The following is a 13,775-nucleotide window of genomic DNA, read 5'->3' as shown; positions in this document are numbered from 1 at the left end:
GCTTGTGACTAAATGTGTCTGCAAGGTGACACAGGGATGACAGCCCCCCTCCACACCCCATCCACGGCCCCGCCCGCAGCCCCATCGGCGCCGCGCCGGGGCATGGCCTGGCGTCACCGGGGTGCGTCCGGCACTGCCGTGCAGCACGGTGGTGCCGGACGGCGGTGCTTGCGCCTACAGGCTCAGGTCGATGGAGTGCACGCGGTGCGCGTCAAGCAGGCCCGCCGCACGGTCCTCGAAGTAGCGCTCCAACGTCACGCGCACGGTGCGAAAGGCCAGTTCCTCCCAGGGAATCTCGGCCTCGGCAAAGAGGCGGGCCTCCATGGTCTCGGGGCCTGGATAGAACTGCTCGCTGCGCAGGCGGGCGCGGTAGAACAGGTGGACCTGGCTGACCTTGGGCACGTCAACGATGGAAAACAGCGGCCCCATCTCGATGTCGGCACCGGCTTCCTCATCGGTCTCGCGCTGGGCGCCGCGCGCCGTGGTCTCGGCCAGTTCCATGAAGCCGGCAGGCAGGGTCCACAGGCCCCGGCGCGGCTCGATGTTGCGCTTGCACAGCAGCACGCGGCCGTCGTCGGTGACGGGGATGGTGCCGACCACGTTCAGTGGATTCTCGTAGTGGATGGTGTGGCAGTGCGGGCACACGGCGCGTTCGCGCGTGTCGCCATCGTCGGGAATGCGGTAGACCACGGCCGTGCCGCAGGCTCGGCAGAACTTGATGGGGCTGCGAAAAATCATGCCGACACCATGGAAGTGAAAGCGCCGCCAGACGGAAGGCAGGAAGGCATTCCGTGCGGCGGACTGTGGGTTCAGAAAAACGAAGGCCGGCAGGCCGGGGAGCGTGCTCCCCGCTGCCTTGCCGGCCTGTCGCCAGGCACAGGGATCTCAGGCGATCTTGACGCTCAAGGGGCTCAGGCCATCGATGCGGCCTTCCAGCAGATCACCGCGCACCACGGCGGCCACGCCTTCGGGCGTGCCCGTCATGATCAGGTCGCCGGGCTGCAGTTCCCAGGCGGCCGACAGATGCTCGATGGTCTCGGCAATGTTCCAGATCAGCTTGCCGATGTCGCTGCGCTGGCGGTCGGCGCCATTGACCTGCAGCGAGATCGTGGCCTTGGCGATGTCGCCGGCCTCGGCTGCCGGGGTGATGGGACCGATGGGCGCGGCATGCTCGAAGGCCTTGCCGATGCACCAGGGGCGGCCCTGCTTCTTCATGTCGTTTTGCAGGTCGCGGCGCGTCATGTCCAGGCCCACGGCGTAGCCCCAGATGTAGTCCAGCGCGTCGGCGGCCAGGATGTTCTTGCCCGCCTTGCCGATGGCCACGACGAGCTCGATCTCGTGGTGCAGGTTGGAGGTCAGCGTGGGGTAGGGCATGGTGCCCGTGGTGCCGGCCTCGACGGGCACGATGGCGTCGGCAGGCTTGAGGAAGAAGAAGGGCGGCTCGCGGCCGGTGAAGCCCATCTCCTTGGCGTGCTCTTCGTAGTTGCGGCCCACGCAGTAGATGCGGTGCACGGGGAAACGCTCGGGGCGGCCCAGGACGGGTACGCTGGCCACGGCGGGCGGGTTGAAAACGTAGCTCATGTCGGTGTTCCTCTGGCGCCTTGTCTCGTGGGCGCCGCCGCAAGTGTGCCATGCCTGTGGCCCCGCAGCGGGGCAACGCGATGGCCGGATGAGCCGGAACAGACCCCGGGTCGCACGGTATGCTTTGCGGTCTATGAAGCTCCACACCTACTTCCGCTCGTCGGCCTCCTACCGCGTGCGCATTGCGCTGCAGATCAAGGGCCTGGACTATGAATCCGTACCCGTGCACCTGCTGCGCGGCGACCACAGGGCGCCGGCCTATGCCCAGCATGTCGGCGATGCGCTGGTGCCGGCGCTGGAAACCGAGGACGGCCACTGGCTGACCCAGTCCATGGCCATCATCGAATATCTCGATGAGACCCATGCCGAAATACCGCTGCTGCCGCGCGACGCCCTGGGCCGTGCCCATGTGCGCGCGCTGGCCCAGATGGTGGCCTGCGAGATCCATCCGCTCAACAACCTGCGCGTGCTCAAGTACCTGGTGCGCAACCTGGGTGTCTCCGACGAGGCCAAGAGCGGCTGGTACGTGCATTGGGTGCGCTCCGGCCTGGAAGCCTTCGAACGCCAGCTGGACCTGCTGGCCGCCGAGCGCGAGGCCGCAGGCCTGGCGCCTTCGCTGTTTTGCTGGGGCGACACGCCCACGCTGGCCGACTGCTGCCTGGTGCCGCAGATCTTCAACGGCCGCCGCTTCAACGTGAGCCTGGACGGCCTGCCACGCCTGGCGGCCATCGTCGATCGCTGCGAGGCGCTGCCGGCCTTCCAGAAGGCCCATCCCTCGGCCTGCCCCGACGCGGAATGAGCGCGGCCCTGCCTGACTCCATCCCCGGCAACCTCCCCGGCACCATCCCCGCATCCTGGCTGGTGCCCGAGTGGCCCGCGCCGCCCGGCGTGCACGCGCTGTGCACCTCGCGCGAAGGCGGCGTCAGCACGGCGCCCTGGGGCAGCCTGAACCTGGGCGACCATGTGGGCGATGACCCGCAGGCCGTGCGCACCAACCGCCAGCGGCTGCAGGCGATCGTGCGTGCCCATACGCCCGGCGCCTGCGCAGTGTTCCTGCAGCAGGTGCATGGCGTGGATGTGGTGGCCCTGGATGCAGGCAGCGCGCAGGGCCAGGCCTTCGATGCCTGCGTGACCAGCGCCTCGGGCGTGGTCTGCACCATCATGGTGGCCGACTGCCTGCCCGTGCTGCTGGCCCATCGCAGTGGTACCGTGGTGGGCGCGGCCCATGCGGGCTGGCGCGGGCTGGCGGGCGGGGTGCTGGAGACGCTGTTCGAGCGCTTTGCTGGCCAGATCCAGACGCCGCCCGGGCAAGCGGCGCAGCAGACCCTGGCCTGGCTCGGACCCTGCATCGGTCAGCGCTCCTTCGAAGTGGGCGCCGAGGTGCGCGCGGCCTTCATCGCGCATGACGCGGCGGCCGGGGCGCATTTCACCGCCGTGGCGCAAGAGGGCGGGGGCGCACCCAAGTACCTGGCCAACCTGGCCGGGCTTGCGCGCCAGCGCCTGGCGGCGCTGGGCATCACCGCCATCTACGGCAATGACGGCGGCGACGCATGGTGCACGGTGCTCAACGGCTCACGGTTCTTTTCGCACCGGCGCGACGCTGCCCGCCTGGGCAGCAGCGGGCGGTTCGCCGCCTGCATCTGGAAGGACTGAGCGCGCCTGCGTGCCGGGGCCGCTCTGCGAGGCCTGCTGCTGCGCCAGCCAGGCCTCGCGCTCGGCCAATTCGCGTGCATGGCGTTTTCGCTTGCGCGCGGGCGTGCCCATGATGTAGATCACGATGGACAGCGGCAGCAGTCCATAGAGTGCGAACGTGATCACGGCGCCGAGTATGCTGCCCGTGGGGCTGGCGGCCTCGGCCACTGCCATCATCAGAGTGACATACAGCCAGGCGATAACAACGAGATACATGGTCGAACCAAAAAAACGAGCGGGGCACGGGTTTTCGTGGAGGTCTGTGCCGGGCAAGGCGGGGCTCGCCTGGGTCACAATCAAAACGGATGCCCCGCAAGCCCCAGGCTATTGCATGGCATCCACGAACAAGGATGCAGCATGAATTTTGACCCACTCGCTGGCCTGTCAGGCCAATCCGTCCAGCAATTCTGGAACGAGCAATGGAGCCGCACGCTGCAGACACTGCAGCAGCTGGGGCAACCAGGCCTTCCGGGAACCCAGGGCATGCCAGGCATGCCGGACATGGCCCAGGCCTGGAAAGCGGCCGTCCCCGAACCCGGCGTCCTGCCCGAGAACGCGCTGTCGCTGGACCCCGAAAAGCTGCTGGAGCTGCAGCGCCAGTACCTGGACGGTGCCAAGGCCATGGCCGAACAGGGCGGCGCCCAGGCGCTGCTGGCCAAGGACAAGCGCTTCAACACCGAATCGTGGGCCGGCAATCCTCTGACGGCGGCCACGGCTGCGACCTATCTGCTCAACAGCCGCATGCTCATGGGCCTGGCCGATGCCGTGCAGGCCGATGACAAGACGCGCAACCGCGTGCGCTTCGCCATCGAGCAATGGCTGGCGGCCATGGCGCCCAGCAACTTCCTGGCACTCAATGCCGAGGCCCAGAAGAAAGCCATCGAAACCCAGGGCGAGAGCCTGGCCCAGGGCGTGGCCAACCTGCTGGCCGACATGCGCCAGGGCCATGTGTCCATGACCGACGAGAGCCTGTTCACCGTGGGCAAGAACGTCGCCACCACCGAAGGCGCCGTGGTGTTCGAGAACGAGCTGTTCCAGCTCATCGAATACAAGCCGCTGACGGACAAGGTGCACGAGCGGCCCTTCCTCATGGTGCCGCCCTGCATCAACAAGTTCTACATCCTGGACCTGCAGCCCGACAACTCGCTGATCCGTTACGCCGTCAGCCAGGGACATCGCACCTTCGTGATGAGCTGGCGCAACCCCGACGAAAGCCTGGCGCGCAAGACCTGGGACAACTACATCGAGGACGGCGTGCTCACCGGCATCCGCGTGGCGCGCGAGATCGCAGGAGCCGAGCAGATCAATGTGCTGGGCTTTTGCGTGGGCGGCACCATGCTGTCCACCGCGCTGGCGGTGCTGCAGGCGCGCCACGACCGCGAGCATGGCGCAACTGCCGCTCCGGCGGCCAAGGCGCCTGCGGCCAAGCGCGCGGCTGGCAGCCGCAGCGCCGCCCGCACATCCACAGCCCGCGCCACGGCGCCGGCCGGCGTGCCGTTTCCCGTGGCCAGTGTCACGCTGCTGACCACCTTCATCGACTTCAGCGACACCGGCATCCTCGATGTCTTCATCGACGAATCCGTGGTGCGCTTCCGTGAGATGCAGATGGGTGAGGGCGGCCTCATGAAGGGCCAGGACCTGGCGTCCACCTTCAGCTTTCTGCGGCCCAACGACCTGGTCTGGAACTACGTGGTGGGCAACTACCTCAAGGGCGAGACGCCCCCGCCGTTCGACCTGCTGTACTGGAACAGCGACTCCACCAACCTGCCCGGCCCGTACTACGCCTGGTATCTGCGCAACCTCTACCTGGAAAACAAGCTGGCCCAGCCCGGCGCGCTGACCGTCTGCGGCGAGCGCATCGACATGCACCAGCTGCGCCTGCCGGCCTATATCTATGGCTCGCGCGAGGACCACATCGTGCCCGTGGGCGGCTCCTATGCGTCCACCCAGGTGCTGGGCGGCGACAAGCGTTTTGTGATGGGCGCGTCGGGCCACATCGCAGGCGTGATCAATCCGCCGGCCAAGAAAAAGCGCAGCTACTGGCTGCGCGAGGACGGCCAGTTGCCGCCCACGCTCAAGGAGTGGCAGGCCGGCGCCGACGAGTACCCGGGCAGCTGGTGGGCCGACTGGAGCCCCTGGCTGGCCGAGCACGGCGGCAAGCTGGTCGCAGCGCCAAAGCAGTACGGCAAAGGCAGGGAATACACGGCCATCGAGCCGGCCCCGGGCCGCTACGTACTGGTCAAGGCCTGAGGCACAATCGTTTCGATGCTGCAGTGCAATAACGCTGCGGCTTGAATGCAGGGTGCCGCTGCCGCGACTGCGGCAATGTGCGCCCGGGCATCCCTTCAAGAGTCCAAAGAAAGGTCCGTCATCATGGAAGACATCGTCATCGTTTCCGCTGTCCGTACTGCCGTTGGCAAGTTTGGCGGCACCCTTGCCAAGATCCCCGCCACCGAACTGGGCTCCATCGTGATCCGCGAGGCACTGAACCGCGCCAAGGTCGGCACCGACCAGGTCGGTGAAGTCATCATGGGCCAGGTGCTGGCCGCTGGCGCAGGCCAGAACCCCGCACGCCAGGCCATGATGAAGGCTGGCGTTGCCAAGGAAACCCCGGCCCTCACCATCAACGCCGTCTGCGGCTCCGGCCTGAAGGCCGTGATGCTGGCAGCCCAGGCCGTGGCCACGGGCGACAGCGAGATCGTCGTGGCCGGCGGCCAGGAGAACATGAGCCTGTCGCCCCACGTGCTGCCGGGCTCGCGCGACGGCCAGCGCATGGGTGACTGGAAGATGGCCGACACCATGATCGTGGACGGCCTGTGGGACGTCTACAACCAGTACCACATGGGTATCACGGCCGAGAACGTGGCCAAGGAAAAGAGCGTCAGCCGCGAGCAGCAGGATGCCCTGGCCCTGGCCAGCCAGCAAAAGGCCACGGCCGCACAGGACGCAGGCAAGTTCGTGGACGAAATCGTTCCCGTCAGCATTCCCCAGCGCAAGGGCGATCCCGTGGTGTTCGCGGCCGATGAGTACATCAACCGCAAGACCAATGCCGACGCCCTGGCAGGCCTGCGCCCGGCCTTCGACAAGGCCGGCTCGGTGACGGCCGGCAACGCCTCGGGCCTGAACGACGGCGCGGCCGCCGTGGTGGTGATGAGCGCCTCCAAGGCCAAGGCCCTGGGCCTGAAGCCGCTGGCACGCATCGTCTCCTACGCCACCAGCGGCCTGGACCCTGCCACCATGGGCCTGGGCCCGGTGTTCGCCTCGCGCAAGGCGCTGGAGCGTGCGGGCTGGACCGCGCAGGACGTGGACCTGTTCGAGCTGAACGAAGCCTTTGCGGCCCAGGCCTGTGCGGTGAACCAGGAGCTGGGCATCGACCCGGCCAAGGTCAACGTCAACGGCGGCGCCATTGCCATCGGCCACCCCATCGGCGCATCGGGCGCCCGCATCCTGGTGACCCTGCTGCACGAGATGCAGCGCAGCGGCGCCAAGAAGGGCCTGGCCGGCCTGTGCATCGGCGGCGGCATGGGCGTGGCCATGGCGGTGGAGCGCGTCTGAAAGGCTCAGGGAAAACGTTAGCAAGCTTTCAGGGTAGATCCTAGGCCTGCCTAGGGCCTGCCCGAAGAGAGGCGCAGCGCACGCGCTGCATACTAGCCATACGGGGGTGCCGGACCCAGAGGTTCAGGCACCCTTGGTGATAACCGGAGTCAATGCCCCGGTTGTCGTGGATAGATTGATCTGAAGCAACCATTGATTGACAGGAGAGAAGAATGGCTCAAAAAGTAGCGTATGTCACAGGGGGAATGGGAGGCATCGGAACGGCTATCTGCCAGCGTCTGCACAAGGAAGGCTTCAAGGTCATCGCAGGTTGCGGTCCGTCGCGCGACTTCCAGAAGTGGCTGGACGAGCAAAAGGCGCTGGGATACAACTTCCATGCATCGGTCGGCAATGTGGGCGACTGGGCTTCCACCGTCGAGGCCTTCAGCAAGACCAAGGCCGAGCACGGCAGCATCGATGTGCTGGTCAACAATGCCGGCATCACGCGTGACCGCATGTTCATCAAGATGACGCCGGAAGACTGGCAGGCCGTCATCGAGACCAACCTCAACTCCATGTTCAACGTGACCAAGCAGGTCGTGGGCGACATGGTGGAAAAGGGCTGGGGCCGCATCATCAACATCAGCTCGGTCAATGGCGCCAAGGGCCAGGCCGGGCAGACCAATTACTCGGCCGCCAAGGCGGGCATGCACGGCTTCACCATGGCGCTGGCGCAGGAGATGGCCACCAAGGGCGTGACCGTGAACACCGTGAGCCCCGGCTACATCGGCACCGACATGGTCAAGGCCATCCGTCCCGACGTGCTGGAGAAGATCGTGGGCACCATCCCCGTCAAGCGCCTGGGCGAGCCCAGCGAGATCGCATCGATCATCGCCTGGCTGGCTTCGGAGGAAGGCGGCTATTCCACCGGCGCCGATTTTTCGGTCAACGGTGGCCTGCACATGCATTGAACCCGCAAGGGTTCGCGCTGCAAAGGAGCCTTCGGGCTCCTTTTTTGTTGGGCAGCCCCGCGGCAAATGGCCCAGAAATGACAAAACCCGCTGAAGCGGGTTCTGTGGAAGAGGGGGTCTGCACGGAAGGCCGTCAGACCGGTGGTGTCAGAGACTGGGGCACCGTGTGCGCCAGCCAGCGCCTCAGCGCTTGCGATCGCGTTCGTCTTCGGGCCAGATGGACATGATGGCAGTCGTTTGCATGGAAACTTTCTCCTGTATTGCTCTCTTAACGCGGGCCAGATTCAGCTGGTTGACAGGTTTTTAAAAAATTTTCGAAGGAAGTCGAAACTTTTTTGTGACCCGGTTTTCAGGCGTTGCGGGGTGCGCGCTTGCGGTCACGGTCATCCCATGGCCAGACAGCTTGGGCCAGCGCAGCGGCTGCAAAGCGGGTTTGCAGGGCGGTGTGGGAAAAGATGTCGGTCATGTGCAATCACTCCTTTGTTGCGTGTTCAACGCGGGCAAGTGGCTGCAGGTTGACTCAGGGATTGCCCCAGGACGCAAGCAATTGCAAGCCCGGAGGTGGTGATCTGTCAGTTTGAAGACAGATTTCTGGCGTGGTGAGAAAAAATCCGTTTCCTGACAGAGGCTTACGGGCGTAGCGGGCCAATGCCGATGCTGTTACGCCTCGTTGCCCGCAATGCGTGGGCACAGGTCAACCCGGGGCGGAAACGTCCATCAGGCAAAAATCAGGGTCACGGCAGGCGCGTCGTCCACGATGTAGCCGCGGTACATGCCGGCGCTGTTGAAGGGGCAGTGCACGCGTCCGTGGCTGTCCACGGCCACCACGCCGCCCTGGCCTCCGATGTGTGTCAGCGTGCCCCGCACTGCGGCGTCGGCTGCGAGTTCCAGGCTCTGCCCCAGGTAGCGCATGCGCGCATGGATGTCGTGCGCGATGGCTGCGCGAAGGAAATGCTCGCCGGTTCCGGTGGCCGCCACGGCGCAGGTGGTGCTGTCGGCGTAGAAACCTGCGCCCACCACGGGCGTGTCGCCCACGCGCCCGGGGCGCTTGTTGGTCAGCCCGCCGGTGGATGCCGCGGCGGCCAGGTTGCCATGCACATCGCGCGCCACGGCGCCGACCGTGCCCATCTTGCCGTTCTCGTTCAGCGGAGCAGGGTGCGCCGCCAGTCCGCTGGCGTCGTGGTCCAGCAGCGCGGTCTGGCCGGATTGCGCCTGCACCCGGCGCAGCTGTGCCAGGCGCTCGGCAGAGTCGAAGTAGCCGGCATCCATCCGCGCCAGCCCGCGTTCATCGGCAAACCGTTGCGCCCCTTCGCCGACCAGGAGCACGCACTGGCCGTCGTCAAGAACATGCCGTGCCAGCGCAATCGGATTGCGCACCTGGCTGACGGAAGCGACTGCGCCGGCCCGCAGGTTGCTGCCGTCCATCAGGCCGGCGTCCATCTCGTGGCGCGCGTCGCGCGTGTAGACGGAGCCGCGCCCGGCATTGAACAGCGGGCAGTCTTCCAGGGACTGGCACGCGGCCTGGACGGCGTCCAGCGCGCTGGCGCCGCGCCGCAGCAGGGCGGCGCCCGCCTCCAGCGCCTGGGCCAGTGCGGCGTGGTAGGGGGCCTCGTCGGCCTGGCCCTGGATGACGGTGCCTGCGCCGCCGTGCACGGCAATGGAAAATTTTCGGGAGTTCTGGGGCATGTTCATTGGAGTGCGTAGCGCGATTCCAGGAAGCGGCCATAGCGGGCGATGCCCAGGCCGATGAGCAGATAGACGGCACAGACCACCATGTACATCTCCACGAAGTACGCAATCCAGTGGGGGTCGCTCATGGCCATCTTCAGGGAGCCGGTGATGTCGTAGATATTCACGATCGCCACCAGGGAGGTGTCCTTCACCGCGCCGATGAAGTTGCTCACCGTGGGCGCGATGGTCACGCGCAGTGCCTGCGGCAGGACCACGTGGCGCAACACCTGCACCCTGGTGAAGCCCATGGCCTGGGCCGCCATGACCTGGCCCTGGGGCACGGCCTGCAGCCCGCCGCGAAACACCTCGGCAAGATAGGCGGCGCTGAAGGCCGCCAGGCAGACGGCGATGCGGACCATGGGGTCCACCCGCCACTGCGCGGGCACCAGCATGGGCAGCACGAAGGCCCCGAAGAACAGCAGCGTGATCAAGGGGACGCCGCGCACGGCCTCGATGAAGCCCGTGCACAGGATGCGGATCAACGGCAAGCTGGAGCGCCGGCCCAGCGCCAGCAGAATGCCCAGCGGAACGCCGGCCAGGCAGGCGATCACGGCAAGGAACAGGGTCAGCGGCAGGCCGCCCCACAGATCGCTGGGCACGGGTGCCAGGCCGGCCACACCGCCCGCCATCAGCACGCCAAAGCCGGTCAACCCGGCCAGCAGCATTGCCATGCCGGCGCGGCCGAAGAAGCGCGGCAGTGCCGCCACCCCCACGCTGCCCAGCAGCAGCAGGCTGGCGGCGACGGGGCGCCACTGTTCGGCCATGGGGTAGCGCCCCAGGAACACCAAACGGTACTTGTCGCGCACCACGCCCCAGCAGGCGCCGGCCGCAGCGCGGCATGTGTCGGGGTTGGCTGCGGTTTCGGCGTCGAGCAGGCCCCAGGCCAGCAGCTTCCAGCCCGCCCACAGCGCGGCCAGCAGCAGCGTGGCGGTGATGAGCCCGGAGAGCGCATCCGGAAACAGGCTGGCGCGCAGGCGCTGTGCCAGCGGAACCCGGGGCGGGGCCACCGGCAGGGCCGGTGCGCGGAGTACGGCACTCATGGGCAGGTCTTTCCCGGCTAGCGTGTGATGAAGGCACTGCGCTGGTTGAAGGCATTCAATGCCATCGAGGTCAGCAGGTTGATGGCCAGGTAGACCACCGCGATGATGGTCACGCACTCGATGGCCTGGCCGGTCTGGCTCATGGCGGTGTTGGCGACCATCACCACGTCGGGGTAGCCGATGGCCACGGCCAGCGAGGAGTTCTTGATGGTGCTGAGCGCCAGGTTGGTATAGGGGGGAATGATCACCCGCAGGGCCTGCGGCAGCACGACCAGGCGCAACTGCTGGCCGCGGCGCATGCCCAGGGCCGAGGCGGCATTCCATTGCCCGCGCGGCACGGCCTGCAGACCGGCGCGCACGATTTCAGCGCAATAGGCGGCGGCATACAGGCCGAGGGCTCCTACCAGGGCCAGGAATTCCGGCGTCAGCGCCAGTCCTCCGTCGATGCCGAACATGCCCGGTTGCGGGGAACTCCAGTGCCAGCCCGCCGCGCTGTCGTACACCGGGCCGGGCAGGGCCAGCCCCGCCTTGCTCAGAAAGCCCAGGGGGCCGATGGCCAGAGGGTGGTCCACATCGGGCAGCAGCGAAGTCAGCGCGAAATACCACAGCAGCACCTGCACCAGCAACGGGATGTTGCGCGCCACATCGACATAAAGGCGCACGGCGCCGCGCAGCAGCGGATGCCTTGCCACGGCGGCCACGCCCAGCAGCAGGCCCAGCACGGTGGCCACCACGAGCGCGGGCACGGCGGCGCGAACCGTGTTGGCCACCCCGGCTGCGACCGCACGCAGGTAGCTGTCGCCGGGCTCGTAGGGCAGCAGCCCTTCGGAGATGGAAAAGCCGGCCGTCTGCTCCAGAAAGCCGAAGCCCCCGGCAATGCCGCGCGCGGCCATGTTGCGGCTGGCGTTGTGCGCCAGCCAGCCCAGCAGCAATATCAGCAGCCAGCCGATGGCGAGCTGCAAGGCCAGCCGGCCCCAGCGCGGCCGAGTGGGGGCCGGTGGCTGCCGTGCCCCGGCGTCGATGGCATTCACGGCTTTCGCAGCATCTACAGCGTTCGCGGCATTCATGGCAGGGTGCCCTCGGCGCGTCAGTTCATCGGCGGCGACATCATCAGGCCGCCCTTGGTGAACAGCGCGTTCTTGCCGCGCGGGACGTTCAATCCGGACTTGGCGCCCAGGTTGCGCTCATAGCTCTCGCCATAGTTGCCCACGGCCTTGACGATGCGCAGCGCCCATTCCTTGTCCAGCCCCAGCTGCTTGCCCAGGTCGTCGCTCTGGCCCAGGAAACGCTTGACCTGGATGCTGTCGGAGCGGGTCTTGAGCTCGTCGGCATTGGCCTGGGTGATGCCCAGTTCCTCGGCCTCGATCATGGCGTTGAGTGTCCAGCGCACGACGGCGAACCATTCGTCGTCACCGCGGCGCACGGCGGGGCCGGCCGGCTCCTTGGAGATGACTTCGGGCAGGATCACGTAGTCGTCGGGGTTGGCCAGCTCCTTGCCGCGCAGCACGGCCAGGGCGCCGAGGTCGCCTGTATAGGCCTGGCAGCGTCCGCTGCTGAAGGCCTGCAGGGCGGCTTCGGGGTTGTCGAACACCACTGCCTTGTAGTTGAGCTTGTGGGCGCGAAAGTACTCCGACAGGGTCTTTTCCGTGGTGGATCCGCTGATCACGCAGATGGTGGCGCCAGAGAGCTGCTTGACGCTGTTCAGGCCGGGTTTCTTCCTGGCCATGAAGCCCTGGCCGTCGTGGAAATTGATGCCCGCCCACATCAGGCCCACGCCGTTGTCGCGCGTGAAGGTCCAGGTGGTGTTGCGTGCCAGCAGATCGATCTCGCCGGACTGCAGCGCCGTGATGCGTGTCTGGCCGCTGGTGGGAATGAACTTGACCTTGCTGGCGTCGCCCAGGGTGGCGGCGGCCACGGCACGGCACAGATCCACGTCCAGCCCGGACCAGTTGCCGCTGCCGTCGGCGAGCGCAAAGCCTGCGCGCCCCGTGTGCACGCCGCAGGCCACGGCGCCGCGCTGCTTGATGCCGTCCAGCGTCTTGCCAGCGTGGGCCGGCGCGGCAGCGAGTGTGAAGAGGGCGGCCATCGATGCAAGCGCAAGGCGCAGACGGGCAGGGGCGTTCATGGTGAATCCTTTCCAGCGGGATGAGGGGCCTGGGGTTGCGGCTTGCTTGCCGCCGGCGGAGCGGTATCGGCGTCCGGAGTCAGGTAGGGAAGCACCGACTCGGACAGTTCGACCAGGCTGCGCACGGCCTGGGGTGTGGCGCGGATGACCTGGGTGGCCAGTGCCTCGACCATGGCCATGGCCGCCATTGGCGATGAAGGCAGCAAGGGATGCGAGGCGGGCGCAAGCAGCGTGTAGTCGGCCTCGCGGGCCAGCGGACTCGTGGACTCGTCGGTGATGGCGATGGTCAGTGCGCCCCGCTGGCGTGCGTGCGCCGTCAGCGCGACGGCTTCGCGCGAGTAGCGCGGCAGGGAAATGGCGATCAGCACGTCCTGCTCCGTCAGCCCTGTCATGCGGCGTACCGCCTGTTCCGATCCGCCTGCGGAGGTCACTTCCACCACCTGCTGCAGATAGGGTTGCAGCACGTCGGCGCCAAAGGCCGCCACATGGTGGGAGCTGCCGAACCCCATGAAGAGCACACGGCGTGCGCGGCAGATGCGCTGGGCCAGTTGGTCGAGCAGGCCGGGGTCGCAGGCCTGCGCGGCCGCCTGCAGGTTGCGCTGCGTGTGCCCGAAAGCCTGCTCGCCCATGGTGCCCACGGCGCCCGCGGTGCCTGCCGTGGCGGCCTCGGGCCCATGCGCCGCGCGCAGCTTGTTCACGGGCTCCAGGGCCTGCTGCAGCTGGCGGCCCAGGTGCAGGCGCAAATCGGCAAAGCCTTCGTAGCCGGCGTGCTTGGCAAAGCGATTGACGGCGGCCAGGGAGCCGCCGCAGGCATTGGCCACTTCTTCGGCGCTCAGCGTGACGGCCAGCACCGGATGCGCGGCCATCCAGCGGCCGACCCGGGCGACGGCGGGCGAGCCATCGACGCTGGCGCGCAGCAGTTCCTGTATGGCGGGATGGGGGTGGAGTTCCATGAATGAATGAAAGTGAATGGTATCTTTCAATCATTATTTTTTAAGAATGAAATCTTTCATTCAGGAGAAACCCTGAACCGAACGATCCATGCGTTCCGCTGGCTGCGGGGAAGTGCGGGGAAGTGCGAGGGCGTGAGGGGAGTGGGGG

13 protein-coding genes are annotated in these 13,775 nt (G+C 67.1%); 5 read left to right on the top strand and 8 right to left on the bottom strand.

The annotated features are described in order from the left end of the window. Positions 1–174 precede the first annotated feature (174 nt). Together IAE24_RS27740 and IAE24_RS27735 are read right to left on the bottom strand one after the other, a co-directional pair. The gene (locus IAE24_RS27740; protein WP_012205429.1) at positions 175–738 is read right to left on the bottom strand and encodes an NUDIX hydrolase; all 564 of its coding nucleotides are present in this window, start codon (positions 736–738) and stop codon (positions 175–177) included. A 147-nt stretch (positions 739–885) separates the two neighbouring features. Continuing rightward, a complete protein-coding gene (locus IAE24_RS27735; RefSeq protein ID WP_034393172.1) occupies positions 886–1,581 on the bottom strand; it encodes a fumarylacetoacetate hydrolase family protein in 696 nt (231 codons plus the stop codon). Between the two features lie 133 nt (positions 1,582–1,714). Between IAE24_RS27735 and maiA the strand changes: the two genes are divergently transcribed. Both maiA and pgeF read left to right on the top strand, forming a co-directional pair. Further along, on the top strand, positions 1,715–2,380 hold the full coding sequence (gene maiA, locus IAE24_RS27730; protein WP_013802559.1) for a maleylacetoacetate isomerase: 666 nt from the start codon (positions 1,715–1,717) through the stop codon (positions 2,378–2,380). Beyond that, complete coding sequence (pgeF, locus tag IAE24_RS27725; protein WP_199962294.1) at positions 2,377–3,234, top strand: peptidoglycan editing factor PgeF; 858 nt, start codon at positions 2,377–2,379, stop codon at positions 3,232–3,234. The genes maiA and pgeF overlap by 4 nt, the downstream gene beginning before the upstream one ends. On the opposite strand, the gene IAE24_RS27720 is transcribed toward pgeF, so the two are convergent. Beyond that, complete coding sequence (locus tag IAE24_RS27720; protein ID WP_013802557.1) at positions 3,154–3,489, bottom strand: hypothetical protein; 336 nt, start codon at positions 3,487–3,489, stop codon at positions 3,154–3,156. The genes pgeF and IAE24_RS27720 overlap by 81 nt on opposite strands. Positions 3,490–3,630: 141 nt before the next feature. Here IAE24_RS27720 and IAE24_RS27715 point away from each other — a divergent pair, with 141 nt between their 5' ends. The 3 genes from IAE24_RS27715 to phbB all read left to right on the top strand — a co-directional run bounded on the left by IAE24_RS27715 (position 3,631) and on the right by phbB (position 7,778). Next, positions 3,631–5,523, top strand: coding sequence for a PHA/PHB synthase family protein (locus IAE24_RS27715; protein WP_199962293.1), 1,893 nt, complete (start codon positions 3,631–3,633; stop codon positions 5,521–5,523). A 123-nt stretch (positions 5,524–5,646) separates the two neighbouring features. Further along, entirely contained in the window at positions 5,647–6,828 is a 1,182-nt protein-coding gene (locus IAE24_RS27710; RefSeq protein WP_012205435.1) for an acetyl-CoA C-acetyltransferase, read from the top strand. 212 nt (positions 6,829–7,040) lie between these two features. After that, on the top strand, positions 7,041–7,778 hold the full coding sequence (gene phbB, locus IAE24_RS27705) for an acetoacetyl-CoA reductase (protein WP_012205436.1): 738 nt from the start codon (positions 7,041–7,043) through the stop codon (positions 7,776–7,778). Between the two features lie 717 nt (positions 7,779–8,495). On the opposite strand, the gene IAE24_RS27700 is transcribed toward phbB, so the two are convergent. The 5 genes from IAE24_RS27700 to IAE24_RS27680 are packed head-to-tail and all read right to left on the bottom strand — an operon-like array spanning position 8,496 to position 13,627. After that, the gene (locus tag IAE24_RS27700) at positions 8,496–9,470 is read right to left on the bottom strand and encodes an isoaspartyl peptidase/L-asparaginase family protein (protein WP_199962292.1); all 975 of its coding nucleotides are present in this window, start codon (positions 9,468–9,470) and stop codon (positions 8,496–8,498) included. Further along, complete coding sequence (locus IAE24_RS27695) at positions 9,467–10,549, bottom strand: amino acid ABC transporter permease (protein ID WP_063326242.1); 1,083 nt, start codon at positions 10,547–10,549, stop codon at positions 9,467–9,469. The genes IAE24_RS27700 and IAE24_RS27695 overlap by 4 nt, the downstream gene beginning before the upstream one ends. A gap of 17 nt (positions 10,550–10,566) precedes the next feature. Next, a complete protein-coding gene (locus IAE24_RS27690; protein ID WP_071955708.1) occupies positions 10,567–11,616 on the bottom strand; it encodes an ABC transporter permease subunit in 1,050 nt (349 codons plus the stop codon). Between the two features lie 20 nt (positions 11,617–11,636). After that, the gene (locus tag IAE24_RS27685) at positions 11,637–12,674 is read right to left on the bottom strand and encodes an amino acid ABC transporter substrate-binding protein (RefSeq protein WP_199962291.1); all 1,038 of its coding nucleotides are present in this window, start codon (positions 12,672–12,674) and stop codon (positions 11,637–11,639) included. Then, the gene (locus IAE24_RS27680; protein WP_233626399.1) at positions 12,671–13,627 is read right to left on the bottom strand and encodes a MurR/RpiR family transcriptional regulator; all 957 of its coding nucleotides are present in this window, start codon (positions 13,625–13,627) and stop codon (positions 12,671–12,673) included. The genes IAE24_RS27685 and IAE24_RS27680 overlap by 4 nt, the downstream gene beginning before the upstream one ends. Positions 13,628–13,775 lie beyond the last annotated feature (148 nt).

Origin of the sequence: Delftia sp. S65 (assembly GCF_016516495.1) — a bacterium.
Taxonomy (GTDB): Bacteria; Pseudomonadota; Gammaproteobacteria; order Burkholderiales; family Burkholderiaceae_C; genus Comamonas; species Comamonas acidovorans.
The sequence above is the reverse complement of the archived record's forward strand: the minus strand, read 5'-3'. Positions and strand labels throughout refer to the sequence as shown.